This is a genomic window from Chengkuizengella sp. SCS-71B (genome assembly GCF_040100845.1).
Lineage (GTDB): Bacteria > Bacillota > Bacilli > Paenibacillales > KCTC-33759 > Chengkuizengella.
In genome coordinates this window covers 1766281-1789175 of record NZ_JAZHSH010000001.1, presented here as the reverse complement: position 1 = coordinate 1789175, position 22895 = coordinate 1766281, and the positions used below count along the sequence as shown (strand labels likewise).

General features: G+C 35.9%; 32 protein-coding genes and 1 pseudogene. 7 read left to right on the top strand and 26 right to left on the bottom strand.

From position 1 onward, the window contains the following. Positions 1–252 precede the first annotated feature (252 nt). Complete coding sequence (locus tag VQL36_RS08830; RefSeq protein WP_349248952.1) at positions 253–777, top strand: hypothetical protein; 525 nt, start codon at positions 253–255, stop codon at positions 775–777. 320 nt (positions 778–1097) lie between these two features. Here the strand turns inward: VQL36_RS08830 and VQL36_RS08825 are convergent, their stop codons facing one another. Together VQL36_RS08825 and VQL36_RS08820 are read right to left on the bottom strand one after the other, a co-directional pair. Further along, a complete protein-coding gene (locus tag VQL36_RS08825; protein ID WP_349248951.1) occupies positions 1098–3173 on the bottom strand; it encodes a NosD domain-containing protein in 2076 nt (691 codons plus the stop codon). Positions 3174–4168: 995 nt separating this feature from the next. Next, a complete protein-coding gene (locus tag VQL36_RS08820) occupies positions 4169–4630 on the bottom strand; it encodes a hypothetical protein (protein ID WP_349248950.1) in 462 nt (153 codons plus the stop codon). A 44-nt stretch (positions 4631–4674) separates the two neighbouring features. Between VQL36_RS08820 and VQL36_RS08815 the strand changes: the two genes are divergently transcribed. Next, the gene (locus VQL36_RS08815; RefSeq protein WP_349251230.1) at positions 4675–4875 is read left to right on the top strand and encodes a hypothetical protein; all 201 of its coding nucleotides are present in this window, start codon (positions 4675–4677) and stop codon (positions 4873–4875) included. Next, positions 4876–5146: pseudogene (locus VQL36_RS08810) on the top strand (IS110 family transposase); the annotation flags it as partial. It lies immediately after the preceding gene. Between the two features lie 223 nt (positions 5147–5369). On the opposite strand, the gene VQL36_RS08805 reads toward VQL36_RS08810, so the two are convergent. From VQL36_RS08805 to VQL36_RS08790, 3 genes are all read right to left on the bottom strand, one after another. Next, the gene (locus tag VQL36_RS08805) at positions 5370–7322 is read right to left on the bottom strand and encodes a peptidase G2 autoproteolytic cleavage domain-containing protein (RefSeq protein WP_413789497.1); all 1953 of its coding nucleotides are present in this window, start codon (positions 7320–7322) and stop codon (positions 5370–5372) included. A 229-nt stretch (positions 7323–7551) separates the two neighbouring features. Next, positions 7552–8016, bottom strand: coding sequence for a hypothetical protein (locus tag VQL36_RS08795; RefSeq protein WP_349248949.1), 465 nt, complete (start codon positions 8014–8016; stop codon positions 7552–7554). Positions 8017–8163: 147 nt separating this feature from the next. After that, on the bottom strand, positions 8164–8832 hold the full coding sequence (locus VQL36_RS08790; RefSeq protein WP_349248948.1) for a hypothetical protein: 669 nt from the start codon (positions 8830–8832) through the stop codon (positions 8164–8166). A 321-nt stretch (positions 8833–9153) separates the two neighbouring features. Here VQL36_RS08790 and VQL36_RS08785 point away from each other — a divergent pair, with 321 nt between their 5' ends. Beyond that, a complete protein-coding gene (locus VQL36_RS08785; protein WP_349248656.1) occupies positions 9154–10311 on the top strand; it encodes an IS4 family transposase in 1158 nt (385 codons plus the stop codon). 256 nt (positions 10312–10567) lie between these two features. On the opposite strand, the gene VQL36_RS08780 is transcribed toward VQL36_RS08785, so the two are convergent. The 12 genes from VQL36_RS08780 to VQL36_RS08730 form a co-directional block, all read right to left on the bottom strand. Then, complete coding sequence (locus tag VQL36_RS08780; protein ID WP_349251151.1) at positions 10568–10777, bottom strand: HNH endonuclease; 210 nt, start codon at positions 10775–10777, stop codon at positions 10568–10570. Positions 10778–11088: 311 nt separating this feature from the next. Beyond that, on the bottom strand, positions 11089–11889 hold the full coding sequence (locus VQL36_RS08775; RefSeq protein ID WP_349248947.1) for a hypothetical protein: 801 nt from the start codon (positions 11887–11889) through the stop codon (positions 11089–11091). Between the two features lie 199 nt (positions 11890–12088). Then, positions 12089–12403: a hypothetical protein gene (locus tag VQL36_RS08770; RefSeq protein WP_349248946.1), complete on the bottom strand. Its 315-nt coding sequence runs from the start codon at positions 12401–12403 to the stop codon at positions 12089–12091. Further along, positions 12397–12849: a hypothetical protein gene (locus VQL36_RS08765; protein WP_349248945.1), complete on the bottom strand. Its 453-nt coding sequence runs from the start codon at positions 12847–12849 to the stop codon at positions 12397–12399. The genes VQL36_RS08770 and VQL36_RS08765 overlap by 7 nt, the downstream gene beginning before the upstream one ends. Positions 12850–13296: 447 nt before the next feature. Further along, complete coding sequence (locus VQL36_RS08760) at positions 13297–13893, bottom strand: peptidase G2 autoproteolytic cleavage domain-containing protein (RefSeq protein WP_349248944.1); 597 nt, start codon at positions 13891–13893, stop codon at positions 13297–13299. A gap of 137 nt (positions 13894–14030) precedes the next feature. Continuing rightward, a complete protein-coding gene (locus tag VQL36_RS21155; protein WP_413789570.1) occupies positions 14031–14222 on the bottom strand; it encodes a hypothetical protein in 192 nt (63 codons plus the stop codon). Between the two features lie 267 nt (positions 14223–14489). Continuing rightward, positions 14490–14966 (bottom strand): hypothetical protein, encoded by a 477-nt coding sequence (locus tag VQL36_RS08755; RefSeq protein WP_349248943.1) that lies wholly within the window; start codon positions 14964–14966, stop codon positions 14490–14492. A gap of 208 nt (positions 14967–15174) precedes the next feature. Continuing rightward, positions 15175–15351: a hypothetical protein gene (locus VQL36_RS08750; protein WP_349248942.1), complete on the bottom strand. Its 177-nt coding sequence runs from the start codon at positions 15349–15351 to the stop codon at positions 15175–15177. Positions 15352–15355: 4 nt separating this feature from the next. Beyond that, complete coding sequence (locus VQL36_RS08745; RefSeq protein WP_349248941.1) at positions 15356–15634, bottom strand: hypothetical protein; 279 nt, start codon at positions 15632–15634, stop codon at positions 15356–15358. Between the two features lie 50 nt (positions 15635–15684). Further along, on the bottom strand, positions 15685–15960 hold the full coding sequence (locus VQL36_RS08740; protein ID WP_349248940.1) for a hypothetical protein: 276 nt from the start codon (positions 15958–15960) through the stop codon (positions 15685–15687). 106 nt (positions 15961–16066) lie between these two features. After that, on the bottom strand, positions 16067–16198 hold the full coding sequence (locus VQL36_RS08735) for a hypothetical protein (RefSeq protein ID WP_349248939.1): 132 nt from the start codon (positions 16196–16198) through the stop codon (positions 16067–16069). After that, positions 16147–16536, bottom strand: coding sequence for a YolD-like family protein (locus VQL36_RS08730; RefSeq protein ID WP_349248938.1), 390 nt, complete (start codon positions 16534–16536; stop codon positions 16147–16149). Before VQL36_RS08730 ends, VQL36_RS08735 begins: the two co-directional genes overlap by 52 nt. 354 nt (positions 16537–16890) lie before the next feature. Between VQL36_RS08730 and VQL36_RS08725 the strand changes: the two genes are divergently transcribed. From VQL36_RS08725 to VQL36_RS08715, 3 genes are all read left to right on the top strand, one after another. Further along, positions 16891–17070 carry a hypothetical protein gene (locus VQL36_RS08725; RefSeq protein ID WP_349248937.1) on the top strand — a complete coding sequence of 60 codons (180 nt, stop codon included), beginning with the start codon at positions 16891–16893 and terminating at the stop codon, positions 17068–17070. Between the two features lie 21 nt (positions 17071–17091). After that, positions 17092–17217 carry a hypothetical protein gene (locus VQL36_RS08720; RefSeq protein ID WP_349248936.1) on the top strand — a complete coding sequence of 42 codons (126 nt, stop codon included), beginning with the start codon at positions 17092–17094 and terminating at the stop codon, positions 17215–17217. 68 nt (positions 17218–17285) lie between these two features. Next, positions 17286–17456, top strand: coding sequence for a hypothetical protein (locus VQL36_RS08715; protein ID WP_349248935.1), 171 nt, complete (start codon positions 17286–17288; stop codon positions 17454–17456). A gap of 190 nt (positions 17457–17646) precedes the next feature. On the opposite strand, the gene VQL36_RS08710 is transcribed toward VQL36_RS08715, so the two are convergent. The 9 genes from VQL36_RS08710 to VQL36_RS08670 form a co-directional block, all read right to left on the bottom strand. Next, positions 17647–17793 carry a hypothetical protein gene (locus VQL36_RS08710; protein WP_349248934.1) on the bottom strand — a complete coding sequence of 49 codons (147 nt, stop codon included), beginning with the start codon at positions 17791–17793 and terminating at the stop codon, positions 17647–17649. A 3-nt stretch (positions 17794–17796) separates the two neighbouring features. Next, entirely contained in the window at positions 17797–17997 is a 201-nt protein-coding gene (locus VQL36_RS08705) for a hypothetical protein (RefSeq protein ID WP_349248933.1), read from the bottom strand. A 42-nt stretch (positions 17998–18039) separates the two neighbouring features. Continuing rightward, positions 18040–18369, bottom strand: coding sequence for an N-acetylmuramoyl-L-alanine amidase (locus VQL36_RS08700; RefSeq protein ID WP_349248932.1), 330 nt, complete (start codon positions 18367–18369; stop codon positions 18040–18042). 79 nt (positions 18370–18448) lie between these two features. Continuing rightward, on the bottom strand, positions 18449–18682 hold the full coding sequence (locus tag VQL36_RS08695; RefSeq protein WP_349247824.1) for a BhlA/UviB family holin-like peptide: 234 nt from the start codon (positions 18680–18682) through the stop codon (positions 18449–18451). A 121-nt stretch (positions 18683–18803) separates the two neighbouring features. After that, positions 18804–18959 (bottom strand): hypothetical protein, encoded by a 156-nt coding sequence (locus VQL36_RS08690; protein ID WP_349248365.1) that lies wholly within the window; start codon positions 18957–18959, stop codon positions 18804–18806. 324 nt (positions 18960–19283) lie between these two features. Continuing rightward, a complete protein-coding gene (locus VQL36_RS08685; protein ID WP_349248931.1) occupies positions 19284–19439 on the bottom strand; it encodes a hypothetical protein in 156 nt (51 codons plus the stop codon). Positions 19440–19562: 123 nt separating this feature from the next. After that, positions 19563–19817 (bottom strand): spore germination protein, encoded by a 255-nt coding sequence (locus tag VQL36_RS08680; protein WP_349248930.1) that lies wholly within the window; start codon positions 19815–19817, stop codon positions 19563–19565. Between the two features lie 13 nt (positions 19818–19830). Beyond that, positions 19831–20145, bottom strand: coding sequence for a hypothetical protein (locus tag VQL36_RS08675; protein WP_349248929.1), 315 nt, complete (start codon positions 20143–20145; stop codon positions 19831–19833). Positions 20146–20170: 25 nt separating this feature from the next. Continuing rightward, complete coding sequence (locus VQL36_RS08670) at positions 20171–22855, bottom strand: peptidase G2 autoproteolytic cleavage domain-containing protein (protein ID WP_349248928.1); 2685 nt, start codon at positions 22853–22855, stop codon at positions 20171–20173. Between the last annotated feature and the right edge of the window lie 40 nt (positions 22856–22895).

Below are 22895 nucleotides of genomic sequence, written 5' to 3'. Positions count from 1 at the left end.
TTCTATTGGTTAAATAAATATCTTATAATAATTTCCTTGTTTATTCTTCATATACTTGATAAAAGAAATGTGCTATCAAAGCCGGATTTTCAACAGTAATACCTTTCGTTCAAGGTCGGTAAGCATCAGGACACCCCCACAATATCATCAAACTTAATATGCTATAGTACAATTTTGGAAAACAGTACACACGTCCAGTCAAAGCAATACTTACATGAATACACTGATAAAAAACTAAAAGGAAGTGTTTCAATGGGTGTTTTTGATGAGAGCAAGTGTGATTGTTGCGTATGTCCGATGCAGTGTGTTTTGGAACAATTGGTAGGTATTCCAGGTCTAGTTATTTTAACTCCTATATCTACTTTTGACTCTGTTACAATTAACAAAGTTAAAGATTTCATTGCATATACAAATATTGGTCAGCTTCCAATTTGTAATATTACATTTGTTTCAATATCTAACGTGGGAAATCCATTAGATATTAAACAACCAATTAAAAAAAGCAAAGGGGAATGTGCATGTTGTGAAGATCCAATGACAAACCTAGTAAATTCTATGAAAGGGCAATTAGTGAACATTTCGTTTCTAAGTGAGGGCTTTAACTTTACAGAAACAATATTAGAAGTTGGGGAAGGCATTGTCGTTTGTAGGTTTATTTCAAGTGCAGGTGATATAGACGTCTTTTCCACATGTGCAATAACAAGAATCTTACCGGCGAATCAACAACAAATAAACAATCCTTCAAGGGTTTCAAGATCTCAGCGATTTAAAATTTAGTCCCCACCAACTACCTAAAAGTCAGTGGGATCAACAGCTAATCCCATTACAATACCGACAAGAATAGCTTGTTTTGGACCACTAGGAGCTATATAAACAATACCAATTGATATTTAATTCCAATCTATCCACTCTCCTTAACAATAAATAACCCAACTGTTAAATTTGCAGGGTTTTGAATTTACTATATAAGTTTGTCTAAAGACTTAAAAAGCTCCCTTTCCCATAATATCTATCTATATATGATGTAATATATACTATGAAAGGAAAATCTAAACTGCTTCCAAACTTACTATGAATAGTGTTAAAAAAATTCCTTGTTACCTCTTAAAAAACTTTTTCGTTCCACAAGATTCTTCACAAAGCCCGTCTGGGATACTAGAGTTACATTTATTTTCATCGATTGCAATATTATCGACTTCTAGTGAATTATTTTGAATGTCTGGGTTATTGCCTGATAAACAGTTAGAACGGATGCCAAAGAAATCAGCATCTGTTTCTTCAATGATGATTCCAGCTTCTTGATTGTTTTCTACACAATTATGATCTATAATGCTATCAAGATCAGTGTCTTCATTTATTTGAATTCCATTCGCTTTGTTTAACTGACAAATATTCCGAACGACTACATTGTTTTCGTTATTTATTTCAATTCCGTCCCCATCATTTTGGTTACATATATTACCCCAAAATATAGCTTCAAAAGAGTCGCTGATAATACCGTTTAAGAAATTTCCAATCACTTTATTACGAAATAAAAAATTAGCTTCATCTATGGTAAAATAACCGTTTCCTTTATTTCTCAAAGCACAGTTTCCGATACATAAATTAACTTCGTCTAACACAAAGCCATTCATACTATTCTCTTTAGCTTCGTTAAATAACAGTAAATTTCCACCTTCTACAAAAAAACCATCACGATAATTTTTATTTGCATTACATCGAAGGAAGTAATTAAAATTACTATTAGATCCATTAAATCCATTTTTCATATTCATTATTGCCTTACATTCATTTAAAAGAATAATGGAAACTCCACCACTAGAGATCAAAAATCCATCTTCCTTATTATTTTTAGATAAAACTCTATCTATTGAATTTGATTCATCATCGATAACAACGCCATTGGATCCAAAGTTTTGAACGGTTAAATTTTCTATTGAATTGAGAAAATTGTTTAGAAAAATGCCGTCTCCTTCTATATTTGTACCATCAATGATGGTTTTACACATGTCTGCTCCTACAATTCTGAGCCGTCGTTTATTAACAAGAACTAGCTCATTAAATACTCCAACCCCAATATTGATTTGAAAGCCATCCGGTGCCTCATCTATAGCTTCTTGAATGGATTCTCCTTCCTGTACATCGATGGCGTCATTTCTTTCACATAAACCTAAAGGCATACTCGTTTCACAATCGTTGTCTGCAAAGGTACAATCAGTGATTGAATCTTCTACCATAATGTCTGGGTTATTACCTCTTATACAATTGGAACGAGCAGCAGTTTGATCTCCTGCAATACGAATTCCAGCTAGTCCATTGTTCTTTATTATGTTTCGATCAATCACATTTTCAATGTCTTCAACTCGGATTCCATTTTCTTTATTGTTTGTAATTACGTTTTTTATAATCCTTGCACCATCATCCATTACTAATATCCCATTTAACTCATTATTTTTACTAACATTATCAAATACTGATGCTTCTACGTCTATTAAAAAACCGTTTCCTTTGTTTCTGATTGATTTATTAAACCCATAAAAATTATTAAATGAAGAACTACCATCTCTAAAACCGTGTCCACCATTTCTCATAGCAACACAGAAAACAATGTAAGTTGCATCCCCCTCATTATGAACTCCATCTTGTATGTTTTGTTGAGTCAAACAACAGTGTATTAAAGTATTATTCACTATGTCATCTATAAAAATCCCATGAGATCGATTTCCAATCATTTTGCAATGTAAAATATAATTAAAATTGTTATCTATATGGATACCATTTTCTATATTTTTGTTGCTTTCACATTGAATCACTATATTAGAATCCTCATTTATTTCAATTCCATGCCTTCCATTATTTAAGACCTGAACTTTATGAACAATATTCAACTCCCTATCTATTTCAATACCAGAACCGTTACTGAAATTCTGAATCGTTAAGTCTTCAATGGTGACTAAGTTTGTATCAATAATAATGCCAGATGTTCCTGCGCCTTCCCCGTCAATGATCGTTTTTCCTTTACCTGCTCCAATAAGACGTAGGCCTTCTATGTTAATGGTAAGCGCTTCAGGGAAATTCCCTTCTCCAACTCTAATGGTATCGTAAGGCTTTGAATCTGCTAGTGCATCATTAATTGTTGGAAACTCAAAAGTAGGAACTTTGCGTACAGTCATAACTTGTTCATCCTTTCTAGTTTAAGATTATTGTTAAATGCATTATATTCAGGATGAAAGGATGACGTATGGACGAATGTATAGGAATTTTTAAAATTGACATATTGGGTGATTCAGTTAAGCCCAGCTCATTAAACATATTGATCAAACTCAATGTACCCCTTGCCATTCATACTGCCTGTACTGCCTTCTTACAAACGTTGTAAGCATTCCTCTTGGCTAACATCAAGGAATATAGTTTCTGCTCCAAGATCATTAATGATCTTCTCTCGCTTATTTTTATCTGCACACACTCCTATGATCTAAGTGTTATATCACTTACCATGTCTGACTTTGATGTTGTCTAGTAGTTGGTTGTAGATCCCTCTCACATTCATGATACGTCCTCCTTCACCAAAGACATCAAAAGTTCTTGAGGAGCATGAATTATATATTAATGAATGTAAAAAAACCAACTGTTATATTTTAATTGATAATTGGAATAATATAAAAGCAAGCTGTCTGTACTGGTCCTTATTAAGAGTATTCTTATTAGGGACTTTCTTTTTATCATCCTGCTTCCCTCCCCTAGCACAATGGATGATAGTTTCCCAATAAAAAAGAACGTATTTCTACGCCCTTTCTGTTTACTGTTTAATCATAAAATTTTATTTTCAAACTATCTAAAGCAAATGTATTTCAGTATTATATTACGCTATCCAACTTCCCTTTGATTGTGTGAATGCGGATATTTGAAATAAATAGGTATACTAAACTAATATCTTTTTTATCTTCCTGCTTCCCTCTCCTAGCTCAATGGATAATATTTTCCCAATAAAAAGAGGCTGGGACAAAACCCAATTAAAATGAATAAATCGCATGAAATCAATTTAATAATCCTTGATTTCATGCGATTTTATTTATGCGTATTATGCAAAAATCAGTTAGTTTTCAACTTATGTCCCAGCCTCTTCTGTTTGCCGTTTAAGAATAAAATTTTATTTTAAACTGTAGTTCTATAGTGTAAATACAGTTGCTTTAAGGCTTCGTGAGCCAACAGCTATTAACGATGGTCCTGATGCTGAAACCTGTGTACATTGGAGGACATACGTATTGATACCAGCATTTGGATTATTATCTACTACAGGAAAGTTTGGGAAGTTTGTATGTCTTCTCTCGTTCGCTCCCTGATAATCCATTTCATCATTAATGATTGCAATAGAATTGTTATTTCGTAGGATTTCATATTTCACTTCAAAGGAATTCGCTCCTGCAGATGCTATAAAAGCAGCAATTTGACCCATTGAATCAAGTGATACCTGTGTTTTCTGTGGTTGTTTGACGCATACATCGACGGTAAGAACATCTACAGGTGAACCATCAATGGGAAGAATAATTACATTTGGATCAGTATCATCGTATGGATCATCTACTGAAACACTTTGAGCAACAACAAATGGTCCTTTTTCTAGTTCCATTAAATTACCTCCCAACTTCTTAAATTATCCGTTCGTACTATCTTATGAACAATCTAATCAAGTTGCTTGGACTGTTGCCTTTAGACATTCACACAAATAACCAAGGAACTGCAATAGCTCCTTGGTTAAGGGGTAAGTTAATGGGTGTTGTGTTTGCTGCATCCCAAAGTCTTAAAGCAAATGTATTTACAGTATTATATTACGCTATCCAACTTCCCTTTGATTGTGTGAATGCGGATACGTGAAAGATTGGGTTAGAATCAACATCTGTCTATAGCTTTCACCCTTCTATGTTTCTACATCATGATTTTAAGAAAAGCTATTCTGATATGAACAAGACAAATGAGATGGACGCCTTCGTCATCGCTGATTACTTACGCTTTGGACGAAATCAAATGTCAGTGGTAAAAGAAAGCCAAATACGTTGCTCTTCAGCAACTGACAAGATCTCGATATCAACTCATCAAAACGATGACCAAAGAGAAGCAACATTTTCTCCAATACCTTAGTTTTAAGCTCGTTCTAACCGCAAGAAAAATTGTGCAATTGGTGGATGCTACTACGTAGTCACCAACTCTTTACGCCAAAAAGGGGCGTATATCGCTACCTTTTACCACCTTCCAGTAAATTACATTTAATTTCTGGTCTAGTTTCATGATGTCTTTTTTAAGTAAATTGATCTTAAACAACTTCATATTCTTTTATTTTTCAATTGACATATTACCGCAGGTCTTTGATGTTATTTTACAATAATTAAAATTTGGTCTTCATCTGTTCGTTTTAATACTCGATAGCCACTATGAGCTCTTGTAGCAATTCCGTCAGCATTAGATGTGCAAAACCCATTCACTTCACATGTACCGTCGTCTCTCACTAATAATTGTCCGACTAATCCTACAGCCTTCCATTCTGGTCTTTCTGCTCTTGGAATATATTTTTTATCTGGATCATATTCTGGATTTAGCTTTTGTCTTTTTTCGACTCTCTCAGGTGAAATGATGTTACCCTTCTCATCTTTATCCGCTGGAATGGTGATCTCTTCATATAACACCTGACCCCACTCATCTGTCATATATCGCTTATTCCATTCATAACCCGATCCTGCTAAGACAGCCGGAGCCGCACTGGTTACACCTAAGATATAACTATCTTTATCTGTAGCTTTCCTTATTTTATCACCTTCTGTTGTTATAAAATATCCGTTATCGATGGGCTTACCATCCAATGTTTCAAACAACTCAGCGAAATCACATCCTCTACCTGAAGTAATTTTTCCTGCAAAACATGCATCTCCTGTATTCCCGTTAATCAAAGCCATTAAAGTATCATTCACTAAATGCCAAGAATTATCTTCAACAGCTCGACCTGAACGACCCATAATATGTGCATTTATTTTGTTATTTGTATCTGTACCATTTCCTTCGGCATGGGAGCATTCACCTGAAGCAATCGTATCACAACCTTCAGCATGAGACGCAAATCCTTCGGCTGTCGTATTGCTTCCTTCGGCATGAGAGCATTCACCAAAAGCTAAAGTATCACAGCCTTCCGCATGAGATGCAAATCCTTCGGCTGTCGTAAAATTGCCTTCGGCATGGGAAGAATTCCCTACAGATTCATTAAGGAAACCTTCAACATGACAAGATTCGCCTACGGCTAATGTCCCAGCTCCTTCGGCATGGGAATTGTCTCCCCTAGCTACAGTTAATAAACCTTCGGCATGACTTCTATCTCCTTCGGCTAATGTTATACTACCTTCAGCATGAGACGCACCTCCTTCGACTCTCGTTCTACTTCCTTCAGCATGAGAAAGCATTCCTATCGCTATATTCCTAACACCTTCTGCGTGATCAACGAGATCCAATGCTGAATTTTGTGCCCCTTCAACATGAGATATGAACTCTGCGGCTGTCGTCTGACTTCCTTCGGCATGACTAAGATCTCCACTGGCTTCTGTATCTCTTCCTTCGGCATGAGACTGTTCACCAGAAGCAACTGTATTTGTTCCCTCTGCATGAGCGCCGATACCCATTGCCATCGTCCCTTCTCCTTCCGCATGAGAGTTATCACCTTGTGCAAGTGTATCTCTTCCTTCGGCATGGGTATTATCTCCTGTCGCTTTCGTATTCCGACCTTCCGCATGAGCATTTTCTCCATCTGCCTGTGTAATATATCCTTCTGCGTGACTGTTTAATCCTCTGGCAAGAGAACCTAATCCCTCGGCAGTTGAATTGTCCCCTTGGGCTACGGCATCTCGATTTTGAGCATGAGAATAATCTCCACTGGCTGTGGTATTTCTCCCTTCCGAGTGGGAAGCTTCACCAGAGGCTGTAGTATTTGTTCCCTCTGAGTGAGAAGAGATTCCTGATGCCGTTGTACAATTTCCTTCGGCATGAGATTGAACCCCCTTCGCTTTTGAGCTTGTTCCTTCCGCATGAGAAGCTATTCCAATTGCTTGAGTAACTTCCCCTTCGGCATGAGAATAATCTCCCAGTGCTACGGTGTTTCTTCCTTCTGAATGAGAGGCATCCCCATCTGCCATTGTTTTTTTTCCTTCCGCATGAGAATTATCCCCATCTGATACTGTGCTTCTTCCTTCAGCAAGAGAGTTGTCTCCACTAGCTACTGTACTTCTTCCAAATGCTGTAGCACAATCTCCCGTTGCTTCACGGTTACAATTTTTTCTATCCATGTATCTCACATCCTATATTTTGTTAGAAAAACATATTAAATGTCCTTATTACAAAATATGTAGTCATTAGCCTAAACGAGTGGGCATCTGCCTATAAAAATTAATTTTTATTTGAAAATATGAAGTAGTTCTAGCACAATGGATGATAGTTTCCCAACAAAAAAAGAACGTATTTCTACGCCCTTTCTGTTAACCGTTTAATCATAATATTTTATTTTCAAACTGGCATCTAGCATTCAAATACTGTTGCTTTCAGGCTTCTGGAGCCTACAAAAACAACAAGATCTTCTGCTCCCGATGTTGAAACCCGTGTAACTCTGAGTTCATATTTATTGATTCCAGCACTCGATTTATTATCCACTAATGGAAAGTTTGGAAAGTTTGTATGTCTCCCATCGGTACCTAATGGTGGCTCATAATCCATTTCATCATTGATCGTTGCAATGACAATACCATTACGCAAAAGTTCATATGTCAATTCAAAAGTTGAATCCTCTGATATTACAGCAATTTGAGCCATTGAATCAATACAGATCTGTGTTTTCTTTGGCTGTGTAACACATACATCGACAGTAGCTACAATCTCAAAATCACCATCACTAAGAAGTACAATTATATTTTCATCCGCAGGATCATACGGGTCTAATACTGAGAAAGTTTGAGCCACAACAAAAGGTCCTTTCTTTAATCCCATAAACTTCCCTCCCAACTTTATAAATTTCTATTCATTCTATCTTATGAACAATTTAATCAAGTTGCTTGGACTCTTATCTATGGGCTGGAATGGAAAAAGAGCGCTTATGTGCGCCCTTCTTATACTTCTGAGTTTAAGAGTAGGGGGCTATCTACTAAACATAAAGTTACCTGGCTTTCCTTTTAGGTTTGAAAATATAGCAGGATGAATTATATAAGAATCTGCTAAGTTAAAAACTGATGTATAATTAAACTCTACCTTTTCAGAAAAGTTTTCATAATTTAGTTTATCTGAAGTTTTTTCTAGCCATGTTATATTTACAACTTTTTCTTCTGCTAGATTCCCTTCTTCATTCATTAATAAGGTATAACCAGATAAAGTGACTTCTTCCGTTTTCGGATGTAGAAATAAAACCTCACTATACAGAGCCATTGTATGTGCTATAGTTTCAATAAAATCCGTTTCATCAAAAGCTATGTAATTCACATGAATATTAATGGAATCTTTTTGAACCTCAATAAACTTTACTTCAACTTCATCTATATAAATCTCTTTTTCACTTGTAACCATTTCTAATTCTTCTTTAATCGTGTTTTCATTAAGATCAGTATTAATCCATTTTTTTTGACTATCAGTTAAATGAATAGTAGAAGTATGTACTGTTTCCATATAGCTATTTAAATTAGTAACTACAAAAAAAATTAGATAAACAGCCCAAAAAGTCCCAAGAACTTTAGGAACAATAGATATTTTTTTCCAGTATAAAAACACCATAATGTATGGTATAAAAATCCATCCCAAAACTTTCTTTTCCATATCTTTAAATCCTCCCATTTCTTTGTTGTAGCATGTCATTCTACTTTAATATTTTCTTTGTATGTGGTCTATGGATAATATTAACTTAGAAAGAGAAAATCTCAAATAACGCTTCCAGATACACTAGCGTTGCATCAAAGATAACATAGAAAATAAAATGAGTATAATTTACTAAAAATGGAATTTATGATGTGATTTTCATGGAATTATCATAAAAAAACTCCTATTGTAAAGATAAGGACGCGTTACCCATAATCTAAACAAAAGGAGCCAACCATGGGTAACATACACAATTTCCATACCATTTGTCAATGTTTTTCTTTGATTTCGAAGGAAAATTTCCTTTTTCCTATTGCAGACTATCGTACGCATAAGTTAACTACGATAAAAAGTATCAAGTTATTTCTAGCCTCTCAAATTGCGAATTGGGAAAATTATAAACAAATTTCAAGAGAATTACGTACCAGTGAAGCTCTTCAGCAAAGTCTAGATCTACCAAGTATTAGTCCGTCTCAACTCTCACGTCGAATAAGAGAACTACCTACAGAAATGTTAGAAGCGTTATTCTTTGAAATGATCGGTAAAGTAAAGTCTAAAACTTCTATCGCTTGTAGCAGAGTCGGCCCACTTCGGATTCTTGATTCTACTAGCTTGAAGCTTCCTGCTACTTTAGCTAATTGGGCGAAGATTAATCATAAATCGACCCAAGTCAAGATTCATATGCGTGTGCTTTCTCTTCCAAATGGAAGAGTCATTCCAGAAAAAGCGATCCCTTCAACAGGAAATGTGAATGATTGTGAAACCATGGATATCCTAGTGGAAGATCACGACACCATATACGTTATGGATCGTGGTTATGTAAAATACGCACAGTTCGATCAGTGGATCGAAGACAATGTTCGCTTCGTGATGCGTATTAATGAAAAGCATGGGGTTTTAAGGGTTGAGGAAGAACTGCCTGTTCCACCGGACACCCACATTATTCGGGACGCGATCATCCAATTAGGAAGTGCGTATACACAAACGGAAAAAAGCATAAGACTTGTAGAGTTTATGGATGAAAAAGAACGTAAATATAGAATAGCTACCTCTTGTTTTGACTTAAGTGCAACAGAGATTGCAGATATTTATCGTCAACGATGGCTTATTGAATTATTCTTTAAATGGTTGAAGCAACACCTACGTCTTGTAAAACTATACAGCTATGAACCTCAAGGAATTTGGAATCAAATTTTTATTGTACTCATCGCCTATGCAATTGCCATGTATATTGAGCTAGGAAGCAGAACTAAACTAAGTACCTGGGATGTACTACAATGTCTACGAACTTGTTGGGATAAAAAGTGGTCCGTTATGTTGAGTGAACTTCATCTGAAACCTACTCGAAACTCAAAGGGGAGACAGAAAGTGCCTCGATCGGTGAAACCACCTCCGAGATTAAATACATCGGTAGGTATCATCAAGCCAAAGAAAAGATAAATTAGGGAAAGAAATAACATCCAAAAAATGGATTAACGCGTCATTTTCTGACCTCTTCACTTTTTTCCTAATTTCTCAAAAAGAAAATTGTAAAATTTTTCTAAATTACTTATTTTACAAACTATGTTGCTTTTTTTGCAACGCTAATGTTCCAGATACTCTTCTTTAAGCAATAAGTCCAATTATCAGAGTGTTTTTTATCCTTATTCATCATCACAATTTACACATTTTGCATTCATTATCTTACTTCCTTATATCACTTCACATTCGCCTTTACTTCTATTACTTTGATTCGTCTAGCTTTCTTCTTTCTCTGGTCCTTCTTCCCTTTCTCTGGGTGTCCTTTATTATGGCACGACGAACAAACACTTAATAGATTATCCATGTGTAACGCTTTATCTGGATTATCTTCTAAGTGTTCTAAATGGTGTAATATATCTGCTAGAGTTATCTTGTTTTGTTTTATACATATCTGACATAGATAGTTGTCTCTTATTAATACAAGCTTTCTACAATCTTTTCAGGTTTGACTATCATAAAATTTCTTCTTATCTGCTTTGTTCATGACATTATCTTATCACCCTTTCTAACAAAGGTATTTGTTGGAAAAGACTTTGAGATTGAACCAAAAAATAAATTAAACTATTCTTTTCTTCATCTACTCTTGTTTAATAGATTTTTTAATGGAAGCTAAAATTTGAGAAAATTAAAAGAACCACGAGAAATGAACTGATCATTCATTACTTGTAGTCCTTAACGAAAATTGTATATTATGAATTATTCATAAGTATCTAATTGAGATTCTACAATATTTACACATTTAATTAAATGTTGTTTTAATTCCTCAATAGTTCTACAACTTGCTTTAAGCAAAGGTTCTTCCCAATTATATTCTTTAATAATATAAATAATAAAATTACCATTAATATCTGTAGTACAAGGGTACCATCCTATATCAATAGTATAATTATTTAAAAATTCAACTTGAAACATATCTTCTTTTAAATTATCTGCTTGTTTTTCAAATGATAATAATGGATCAATTTGGAAATCATTATAAACAATTTTTCCATTTTTAAAATTAATATCTTCAAACATAAAGCCTCTCCTTTTATTTTGTTTTGTATATTTCCTAAACTCGTCCTTAGTGATTGGATGACCATGAATTGTTCCCTCAGTCCATTCTACTCTTACATATTTAGTGTGCTTACCATACTTAGCACCAACTACATAATCGAACTCCATAACTTTCCAAGTTTTCCCATTCGTTACTTTAATCCCTTCATCCCAAACATCTCTCTCTAATGACTCATAGTCTATTCCTTTAATATATTTTGCGGGTCCATTTTTTGTAGATTTTCTAATAACACTCCATGATAAATTTTTTTGAGCAACATGCTTAAACTTATAATTAGTCCACGTTATATTTTTACTTTTATACTTAGGAGCACCAGGCCCTAGTACGAATGCTGTGAACGCTAAAAGAATATCTTCTAAATTAGCATCAGGATTAGCAAACTCCTTTATTGCAGATTTCCCAATATATATTTTATTTTGTGAACCGGGATAATATATCACACAAAATATTCTAAAATCATTCATAAATATATGGAAATTAACTGAATATTTTGTAACAAAAAAACTACTATAACTTTTTTTATCACCCTGCTTCCCTCCCCTAGCACAATGAATGATAGTTTCCCAACAAAAAAAGAACGTATTTCTACGCTCTTTCTGTTAACCGTTTAATCATAAAATTTTATTTTCAAACTAGCATCTAGCATTCAAATACAGTGGCTTTTAGGCTTCGGGATGCAACATAAGTAACATTGGCTCCTCCTGAAAGTGATAATATACAAACCAGATCATACGTATTGATTCCAGCACTTGGATTATTATCTAATATAGGGAAGTTTGGAAAGTTTGTATGTCTCCCTTCGTTTGCGACTACATAATCCATTTCATCATTAATTGTTGCAATGAGATCACCATTACGCAGGATATTATATAAAACTCCAAAAGGTGATGAAGTAGCCGCATCTACAGCTATTTGAGCCATTGAATCTAGTGATACCTGCGTTCTATCTAACATTCAAATACTGTTGCTTTTAGGCTTCGAGAGCCGACAGTCACCCTAGATAGGCACAGTTCATCTGTACATCTAAGCACATACCTATTAACTCCAAGATCAGGTGTATCATCAACTATAGGAAAGTTTGGAAAGTTTGTATGTCTTCCTTGAACAACAGATTCATAATCCATTTCATCATTGATCGTTGCAATAACAGTGTCATTACGTAGAATCTCATATGTTATTTCAAAAGTGACAAAGTTAGATGAAATATCTAGAATAGCTATTTGAGCCATTGAATCAATACACACCTTTGTATTTTTTGATTTTACGCACACATCAATGGTAAGTACATCTGCAGATGGATCTAGCGCAGTAAGTTCAATTACATTTGGATCACTAATATCATATGGATCATCTACTGAAACCGTATCAGCAACAACAAAAGAACCTTTTTTCAATCCCATAAACTTACCTCCCAACTTTATAAATTATCCGTTCACCTTATCTTATGAACAATCTAATGAAGTTGCTTGGACTCTTATCTATGGACTGGAATGTAAAAAGCAAACTGTTATATTTTAATAGGTATTTGAGATAATATTAAAGCAAGCTATTTCCTTCCCTAGCACAATGGATGATATTTTCCCAACAAAAAAAGAACGCATTTCTACGCCCTTTCTGCTAACCGTTTAATCATAAAAATTTATTTTCAAACTAGACTACTTTTAAATTCTATCCTGTAATCTTTTTAGTGATTGTACACTTCGATCTTCAACCCTTTGAATGAGCTCATCTATTCGTTCTCTTCTATCTTCCATTGTTTTATGATCTCGGAATTTTATCCTTAGCTCTTTCTAACAAATCTTCCCTTAATTTTTCTCCGCTTTCCATTATACTCCTCTCCTTTAATGTTATTTTACAATAATTAAAATTTGGTTTTCACCTGTTCGTTCTAAAACTCGATAACCACTATGAGCTCTTGTAGCAATACCTTCAGCGTTCGGTTTGCAAAACCCATTCACTTCACTTGTTCCATCATCTCTCACTAATAGTTGACCGACTAATCCAACAGCTTCCCATCCTGCTCTTTCTGCTCTTGGAATATATTGTTTGTCTGGATCATATTCTGGATTTAATTTTTGTCTTTTTTCGATTTGCTCAGGTAAAATGATGTTACCATTCTCATCTTTTTCCGCTGGGATAGTAACCTCCTCATATAACACCTGTCCCCACTCATCTGTCATATATCGCTTATTCCATTCATAGCCTGAACTGCCAGTTAAAAAACCAGGAACAGCACTGGTTACACCTAAAATATAATTATCCTTATCCGTAGCTTTTCTTATTTTCTTCCCTTCAGTTGTAACAAAATATCCATTATCAATAGGTTTACCATCCAACGTTAAAAATAATTCAGCGAAATCGCATCCTCTACCAGAAGTAATTTTTCCTGCAAAACATGCATCTCCGTATTCCCATTCATCAGAGCCATTAAGACTAAATGCCAAGAGTTATCTTCAACCGCTTGACCTGATCGTCCCATAATATGCGCATTCACCCTATTATTTGTATCTGTTCCGTTTCCTTCGGCATGAGAGCCATCTCCCGAAGCTTCTGTAAGTGTACCTTCCGCATGAGACGTCTGTTAAGCAGAAGCTTCTGATTGAAATCCCTCTGCATGAGCAAAGATACCTGATGCTATCGTTTCCGCTCCTTCGGCATGAGACTGTACACCAGAAGCTTCTGTATCTCTTCCCTCTGCATAAGCTCCGATACCTGTTGCAATTGCTCCTTCTCCTTCCGCATGGGAATTATCTCCTTGGGCAAGTGTGTTTATTCCTTCCGCATGGGAGTTATTCCCTGTAGCCTTAGTGTTTCTACCTTCAGAATGGGCATTTTCCCCATCTGCCTGAGTAATATATCCTTCCGCATGACTGTTTAACCCTCTAGCAAGAGAACCTAATCCCTCCCCGGTAGAATTATCCCCTTGCGCTACGGTGATGACCTACACCTTATTTAAAAAGGCATCTGCCTATAAAATTTGATTTTTATTCGCCCTTCCTGTTAACCGTTTGACAATAAAATTTTATTTTTAAACTAGTATCTAGCATTCAAATACTGTTGCTTTTAAGCTTCGAGATGCAGCACCCAAATCGTTTAAACTTACTCCTGTTTGTGACAGTAATGTACATCTAAGATCATACGTATTGATTCCAACAATTGGACTATTGTCTACTACAGGAAAGTTTGGGAAGTTCGTATATCTTTCTGGTGCTGATGGTGGCAAATAATCCATTTCATCGTTAATCGTCGCAATGATATTACCATTGCGTAAGATCTCATATCTCACTTCAAAAGTTACACCTTCACCTGGTTCTGTTTGACCCACTACAACGATTTGAGCCATCGAATCAATTGATACCTGTGTACCCTGTGGTTGTTTAACACACACATCGACTGTAAGTACATTTACAGGTGTGCCATCAAAAGGAATTCGAATTACATCTGGATCTCCAAAATTATATGGATTCAATACTGAAACAGTATCAGCTACGGCAAAGGATTCTTTTTTTAACCCCATTAGATTTACCTCCCAACTCATTAAATTATCCATCCCTAATATCTTATGAACAATCTAATCAAGTTGCTTGGACTCTTATCTATGGGCTTGAATGTAAAAAAGAGCCCCTTTCGAGGCTCCCCTTATGCTAATATATTATTGAGTTACTTAAACAATAACTTTACCCCCAAAAAAACCTCGATACCAATGGCACCAAGGGTTTCACCTCTTAATAAAAAGTCATATATTGATCTCTTTCCCATTCATGAACTTGTGTTCTATTTTGATGAATTGTAGTAGATCGTTTTTTAGTGGAAATCTGTATGTATGGTTTCACTCTATTTTGTATTTGTTCTCTGAAAGTTTCTAGTTCTTTGGGTAAACTTAATCTTTGGATTTTAGTCATTAAATTACTCCTTGTACACATTTTCATAGTCTCTGGAATCTTTCATGTATAGAGAATCAGATAATCCATCTAAACCCACTCCTATTGAAAATTGAATTATATTTTTCAATCGTTCAGGTTCCTTATCCTCGTTAATTATTGTTTTAATTATTGTAAAATATTCACCCATTGATTGGTAAAACAAATCTCTTTCAAAATTATATAAATAAATAAGAAGTATTTCAGTTTCAGTTAATTCCACATCTTTATTACCGTATAGCATTTTAATATCTTCTTTAGACATTCCTATTTCAGCACCACGAGCTGTTTGATATACACCCTCAGAACCAATACCTAAATGAATAGAGCTACTTTTTCATCTTTGTAACCTATAAGTACTTCATGATCATATTCAACTGCTAAAGTCCCTTCATCTTGTACAACACCCAATATTTTCTCAGCATCTATTCTATCCATTCCAAAACAAACTTCTTTAGAATTATGTATTCTCTTGATACACATGTCTTCATAAATAAATTTATTTGATTTTACTTGTGATTCAATTTTACCATTATTGCATTCAACTACTATTAATAAAAACAGCATTACTAGTATAATTTTAAATTTCATAATTATCCTCCCCAAAAGAAGATTTTAGCATAAGTGTATTAAAATTTAAAAGGTGAATCATAATCCCTAGTATATATTTAACCTTTATATTTTGAGTGTTACCATCTTACATTTCTATATACCCATCTCTAACAAGTCCGTTTAATACTGAACGGACTGTTTTCTCATCTTTACCTGTTTTGATTTCTAGTTCAGGAATGGTTGGCATTCTACGTTTTGAATGAGAAAAGTTATACAAAATTCGTAATACCTTTCGTTCAAGATCGGTAAGCAATACGAAACCCCCACGATATCATCAAACTTAATCCATTCATATTCACTCTCAAACTCTAGTTTAATTTGTTTTAATTGGGTATCAAATTTAGTTACTGTTCCAGTTTTAAACGCATTCTGACCAAAAGCTCTGAACAACTCAACTGTAATTTCTGATTTACTTAACATGGAATCTGATAACTGCTCTGATATAACATTAACTTCTTCCTCTGCAAGTTCTGGTTTCGACTTTCTATTTAGCACTTGTTGATAATCATTTATACATTCTTTGTGTTCTGGTAGTATATACGGCTTGCTTCCCACATCATATTAGATCCAGGTGTTAGTTTATTTTCTTTCATTTGTTTCACCTCTTATAGAACATTTGTTCTCATTATATAAGAGTCACAGGAGCATACGCAAGAGCACAATTTAATATTTCCAAAACAAATGCCCAATCAAAACACTAATAAAAACATATGATGGATTAAGTGTATAAAGAGCACTAGAACTATTTCAAAAAAACAGAAGACCACTTTCAATATGATGTAAACCTCACTATTTATTAGTGGGGTTTTAAACTATGAAAAATGTGTACTTGCACTAGGATACCAGTCCAATCATATTAGATTATTTAACATAGTATATAGTACATCAAATTGATTGGAGGTGATTTTTATGGGTAGTTATAGTGGTTCTGCTACAGGCGCTGCTATAGTATTAGTGTTATTTATACTTTTAGTTATTATTTTAATTGCTTCAAGAAGACCTACTTATTCAAAAGGAGTAACTATAACTTTTGAGGAACCGGATGCGCAAGATGTTTTTTTGGGTGATGTAAGCCTGGATTTTTTTTGATAATGTAAGCCTGGATATATAATGAGTGAACACAGTGGTTCTGCTACAGGAGCAGCAGTGGACGTTCGAGATATGGTTCATGTCGTTCATGGATACTTGGACAACCGTTATCATTCCAACAAAACCTATTTAATGATTCACGATTGATGAGTCCATTCACTCAACCTGGTTTAAATATATAAGTAATCTCCATATTATAGAAAGGAGGGATAAACATGAGTGGACACAATGGTTCTGCAGCAGGAATTGTTCTAGTACTATTCATTCTTTTGGTTATTATATTAATAGCTTCATGGGGTTCAGGGTATAGTACATCTGTTGTTTTTAGAGGAACTACTTTTACCGGATTTAGCCCAGCGTTAACTAGAGATAATCCTTGTGGATGAGAGATATTAGACGATGCTATTTATGTAGTCTTTCAGGTTTCGAACAATTAAAAAAAGACACTCCCCACCAACTACACTATGAGCCAGTGGGGATCTATTCATTTCTGTACTATATTCTTTGCCCCACTCCATAATCCGCTAGTAGCTAACCCCATTACAATACCAACTAAAATGGCTTGTTTAGGATCACCTAAGCCACATAAAAAATACCAGTTGCTACCCCTAATGCTAGAGAAAAAACTGGTAATAATTTAGCCCCTAACCCTAATTGTTTTGCTAACTGAACTAAAGCAACAATGATAGGTACGATTGCAATATCATAAACTTGAAAATCCATATTTTATATTCCACCTTCCAATTTTTTATTTTCACTTAATCGATCTAACATAACAAAAAATAACCAAGGCATATCTTGTAAAACCTCGTCAGGCTTACTCTTTACTTTCTTTTTCCATTCATCAACATCATGTAGCAATTCTTTTTCATTAAGATTCTCAATAGATTGATGAGCCATTTCTATCTGCCATTTTTTTAACTTCATGATTATATCCCCCTTAGTTAAACAATCATTAGTATTCTTTCACTACATCCTGTAATAATTGTTCATAAGATTTACCCATTTTAGAAAGTGCGTTTTGTGGATCTGTTTTACGCTGTGGATCAAGGATATGATGACATTCGCATCATCACCAAATATCTGATTATCTAAAGGTTTTTGATATAGAACATGCCATGCCTTTTCAGGTGTATCTGTTAGTAAAGGAATACACTCATAAATACCTGTATCGTCTACAAAAATATGAGCTGAAGCGTACATGACATTGTTTGAATTCTCGTAATAGGTAATGTTTTGTAAAGCTGTAGAACCATCGTTCCCTGTGTCGTGAACAACAATAAAACCTACTTCTGGCATCTTGATTCCTGATCATCTTTTTGTGCCTTTAGTAAGGTATTTTTTCGTGATGGGATATTTCATTTTGAAGGTCATATTTTCACTTCCTTCCTGACATCTTCTCTTTCAATTCACGTAATTCATCAATAATCATGTCGTACTTTTCACTAAACTTTTCTAATGTACTAATCAACTGACCTTCCCTTTCCTTATGTGACTCAATTAGTTTATCCTCTCTTTCTTTGCTATTTCTCATTACATAGATAAGCAACCATACAAAAAGGACCGCAAAGGGTCCCTGTGTTAAAAAATATTGAATGATATTTAATTCCAATCTCTCCACCCTCCTTAACAATAAAAACCCTACTGTAAATGCGTAGGGTTTTGAATTTACTATATAACTTATCTCTTTAGAAGAAAAAAATTCTTCTGGAAAATTCCCTCCAAGAAAACCATTAACGTGGACCACCGAAATGGAATAACTCTGCTTGTACCTCTGTACATCCGTATCTCGAACGTCCACTTGCAGCAACTAAAATAATAACTAAAAGAATGAATAGTACTAATACAATTGCAGCTCCACTACCAGAACGTCTTCCATAATCACTCATGTTAATCCCTCCTTTCACTAAGATGTAATATATTATGAAAGGATAATCTAAACTGCTTGGGTTAATGCTCTGATACAAGCGCACATTTTTCATAGATTAAAACCCCACTACATTAAATAGTGAGGTTTCCGTTGAGGAATTCTATGAGTGCATAATAGTAGGCTGCAATATATTCTATGTTCATACAATTCATTTGGTATAGACAAGTGACTTGATTGTATGATTGAAGTGGAACAAGATGAGGAATTTTTTTTTGTTTTTCTGTAAGTTTCACACCACCTCACCCCTTTTATTTAATTATCATCAAACAACTTCTTATTAGCTTTAATAAGCATGCTGCACATCGAATTCATCATCCTCAACGTTCTCTCCATGTTTTTGAATACTTGTTACAAGTGATTTATAGATGTCATCCTCCATTTCATTAGGGTTCCAAGTATTTGATTTTAGTTGATCTATTGATACGGTTTGTATTTTCATGTTATCAACTCCGTTTTAGACATAATAAAAAGCACTACTATGAGTGCCTTAAATGAATTTAACATAAAGATTTATTTTTTCTTTTTTGCCATTATTCAGCTACTCTAATAACAATACGCCATTTTAAACAAATAAAAAAGGGAACACATTATCCTCGATTCCGAAATTATCCTGAGTGTCATCTTTAACATCAGCATCAATTGTATTTGTTGTACTCACAAAATTATTCGTTCTTGGTAAATCTCCTCTATTAAAAGAACCACTACCAGCATATGCTTTTGTGTATTCTACAGGTGTGATCTGAACTGAATCTCCTGCACGTACTTTACTTCCACCCGAAACATTAATGATTTTGGCAACGCCTAAAATTGATGGCATCCTTTCACCTCTTTTAAATCCTATCTTGTAATCTTTTTAGTGATTGTTCACTTCTATCTTCCACTCTTTGAATGAGCTCATCTATTCGCTTACGTCTCTTCTCTATACGTTCTTTACTCACTTTTGAATCTTTCATTCTTTCTTCATATTTATCCATAGAACTTTTTAATTCTTCAATGATTTCATTCTTTCTGTTTTTTTCCCTAACCATAACTTCTGATAACTCTTCTCTTAACCGTTCTCTTCTATCTTCCATTGTTTTATGATCTCGGGTTTTATTCTTAGCTCTTTCTAACAACTCTTCCCTTAATTTTTCTCTGCTTTCCATTACGCACCTCTCCTTATATATTCGTTTAAAAATTCATAGGACTTGCTACAATTATTAAAATTTGATTTTTACCTGTTCGTTCTATCACTCGATATCCACTTTGGGCTCTTGTAGCAATACCTTCATCGTTAGGTTTACAGTATCCATTTACTTCACTTGTTCCATCATCTCTTACTAATAATTGTCCAACTAATCCAACAGCTTCCCATTCTGGTCTTTCTGATCTTCGAACATACTGTTTGTCTGGATCATATTCTGGATTTAGCTTTTGTCTTTTTTCGATTCTTTCAGGTGAGATGGTTTTACCGCTCTCATCTTTTTCTGCTGGAATGGTGACTTCTTCATATAACACACGACCCCACTCATCCGTCATATATCGCTTATTCCATTCATAACCCGAACTACCCGCTAAGAACCCAGGGACAGCACTGGTTACACCTAAAATATAATTATCTCCATCTGTTGCTTTTCTTATTTTCTTCCCTTCCATTGTGACAAAATATCCAACATCAATGGGTTTGCCATTTAACGTTTCAAACAATTCAGCGAAATCGCATCCTCTGCCTGTAGTAATTTCACCTGCAAAGCATGCATCCCCTGTATTACCGTTTATAAGAGCCATTAAGGTATCATTCACTAAATGCCAGGAGTTATCTTCAACCGCTTGACCTGAACGTCCCATAATATGCGCATTCACTCTATTATTCGTATCTGTACCGTTTCCTTCGGCATGAGAGCATTCACCTGAGGCAATTGTGTTACAACCTTCGGCGTGGGAGGCAAAGCCCTCCGCTCTTGTATTGCTTCCTTCGGCGTGAGAACAATCTTCTAAAGCTACCGTCTCACAACCTTCAGCATGAGACGCTAATCCTATGGCTTCAGTGTCTAATCCTTCCGCATGGGACGCCTCTCCTTCTGCTGTCGTTCCTTCTCCTTCAACATGAGAAGCAACACCAATGGCATCTGAAAGAAATCCTTCTGCATGAGAGGCAATACCAAATGCTCTTGTTCCATCTCCTTCAGCATGAGAGTGATCTCCAAAGGCTTCTGTAGCATTACCTTCGGCATGACTATTCATACCCAAAGTTACTGAAAGGGAACCCTCGGCATGAGACTGTGCACCACGGGTAAATGTAAAGAATCCCTCAGTATGGGAGAGATTTCCTTCTGAAATTGTAATTCTTCCTTCAGCATGGGAGGCTTCTCCTATGGCTCTTGTTTCATTTCCTTCGGCGTGAGACATAATACCGCTACTGATTGAACGCCTCTCTTCCGCATGAGAACTAGTTCCTTCGGCTGTCGTTAAAGTTCCTTCGGCATGGGAGTCGAAACCATCCGCTAGTGTTTGAAATCCTTCTGCATGAGAGGAGAATCCTTGTGCTGTTGCACCCGCTCCTTCGGCATGAGAAAATTCAGCATTAGCACTTGAAAAACCTCCTTCGACATGAGAAGCTTCACCAATGGCTCCTGTATTTGACCCTTCCGCATGAGAGGCAAACCCTTCGGCTCTTGTATTGCTTCCTTCAGCGTGAGAACAATCTTCTAAAGCTACCGTCTCACAACCTTCAGCATGAGACGCTAATCCTATGGCTTCAGTGTCGAATCCTTCGGCATGGGACGCATCTCCTTCTGCTATCGTTCCTTCTCCTTCGGAATGAGCGTTATCTCCACTCGCTTCAGTATCTAGCCCTTCCGCATGAGAGGCATCTCCTTGGGCTGTCGTTCCTTCTCCTTCGGCATGAGATGCTATTCCTATGGCTTGGGTGAATTCCCCTTCGGCATGAGAAGGATCCCCATTTGCTGTCGTAAAACGCCCTTCCGCATGAGAACGATCAACAAGGGCTTCCGCAGCACTTCCTTCCGCATGAGAGGCAAAGCCTCTCGCCAACGTAAAATTTCCTTCAGCATGGGATTGAAATCCAGAAGCAACAGCATTGGTTCCCTCAGCATGAGAACCGATACCCGTTGCCATCGTCCCTTCTCCTTCAGCGTGGGATCGATCTCCTTGGGCCAATGTGTCGAATCCTTCCGCATGAGAGTGATCTCCGGTTGCTTTTGTGTTTCTACCTTCCGCATGTGCATTTTCTCCATCAGCTTGTGTGATATAACCTTCTGCGTGACTATTTAATCCTCTGGCAAGAGAACCTAATCCTTCGGCGGTTGAATTATCCCCTTGGGCTACGGTATCTCTATTTTGAGCATGTGCATAATCTCCACTTGAGGTGGTATTTCTTCCTTCCGAATGAGAAGCTTCCCCTTCTGCATTCGTTTTAGTTCCCTCTGCGTGAGAGGATTCTCCAGCCGCCGTTGTACAATCTCCTTCAGCATGGGATTGAAGCCCCTTCGCTTTTGAGCTTGTTCCTTCAGCATGGGAGGCTGTTCCTGTTGCCTGAGTTCCTTCTCCTTCTGCATGGGAGTATTCCCCTTGGGCTACGGTGTCTTTTCCTTCCGAATGAGAAGCATCTCCCCCAGCTGTGGTATTTCTTCCTTCTGTGTGGGAAGCATCACCACTCGCCATTGTATTTCTACCCTCAGAGTGAGAGGCATCTCCACTTGACATGGTGTCTCTTCCCTCGGAATGAGAATTCTCCCCACTGGATCGTGTACTTCTACCTCCAGCAAGAGAGTTGTCACCACTAGCTATCGTATTTCGGCCAAACGCTGTGGCGCAATCTCCCGTTGCTTCACGGTTACAATTTTTTCTATCCATGTATCTCACATCCTATATTTTGTTAAAAAAACATATTAAA